Below are 1240 nucleotides of genomic sequence, written 5' to 3'. Positions count from 1 at the left end.
TTGGGGAGTACACATGGGACTTTGGTCAAAAGAACAGCTTCGGCAATTTATCAAGGAGAACAAGCTTGTAACCGCTCAAGATGCCCAAAATGCTTTGAAGGATCTCTTCGCTGAAACGCTGCAGGAGATGTTGGAGGCGGAGCTCGATACACATTTGGGGTACGAGAAACACGACGTCCAGAACAAACAAACCACCAACAGCCGAAACGGCAAAAGCAAAAAAACCATCATCAGCGAATACGGGGAGCATGAAATCGAAGTTCCACGGGATCGTCAGGGCGAGTTCGAGCCGGTTGTTGTGAAGAAGCACCAATCAACGGTAACGGGTATTGAGGATCAGATTGTTGCCATGTACGCCAAGGGAGTCAGCACAAGAGATATTCAGGATCATCTTGAGCAGTTGTACGGCGTTGAAGTGTCGCCTACGATGATTTCCAATGTCACCAATAAACTGGTTCCCCTCATTAAGGAATGGCAGAGCCGTCCCCTGCAGAGCGTGTATGCGGTGGTGTTCCTCGATGCGATCCATTTCAAAGTGAAGCAGGACGGGCACATCGTAAATAAAGCTGCCTATATGGTGATCGGCATTGACCTGGATGGAAACAAGGATGTCCTCGGCATGTGGATCGGCGAGAATGAGTCCTCTAAATTCTGGCTCGGCGTGCTGAATGACCTGAAAAACCGTGGCGTACAAGACATCCTCATCACCTGTGTCGACAACCTGACCGGCTTTTCCCAAGCTATTGCTGCCTCGTATCCCAAGACAGAAATCCAGAAATGCATCATTCACCAGATTCGGAACTCGACCCGCTACGTGTCCTACAAGGACCTAAAGAAGGTAACGGCGGCCTTGAAGCCCATTTACAAAGCAGCAACAGAAGAAGCGGCCCTACTGGAACTGGACCAATTTGAAGAGGCTTGGGGCAGTAAATATCCGTTAATTATCCGTTCCTGGCGCTCCAACTGGGATGAACTGGCCACCTTCTTTAAGTATCCACCTGAGCTTCGAAAGCTCATCTACACCACCAATATGATTGAGAGCTACCATCGCCAGCTGCGTAAGGTCACAAAGGGGAAAAGTATCTTCCCAACAGATGAGGCCTTGCTCAAAATGCTTTATCTGGCCACAATGGATGTCGTTCGTAAATGGACGGGCCGCGTACAGAATTGGGGGCAAATTCTCCTCCAACTCTCGGTTTTCTTTCCCGATCGCATCGGTCAATTTTTACGCTGAAAATTT

The 1240-nt window shown here is 49.1% G+C and carries 1 protein-coding gene; it reads left to right on the top strand.

What is annotated here, in order from left to right:
- The first annotated feature begins 13 nt into the window (after window positions 1-13).
- Window positions 14-1234 (top strand): IS256 family transposase, encoded by a 1221-nt coding sequence (locus ACFFK0_RS30630; protein WP_377475257.1) that lies wholly within the window; start codon window positions 14-16, stop codon window positions 1232-1234.
- The last annotated feature ends 6 nt before the right edge of the window (window positions 1235-1240 follow it).

This window comes from Paenibacillus chartarius, from assembly GCF_042432825.1.
In the GTDB taxonomy this organism is placed as follows: Bacteria; Bacillota; Bacilli; order Paenibacillales; family NBRC-103111; genus Gordoniibacillus; species Gordoniibacillus chartarius.
Note: the sequence above shows the minus strand (reverse complement) of the source record. Positions and strands in the feature narration are given on the sequence as shown.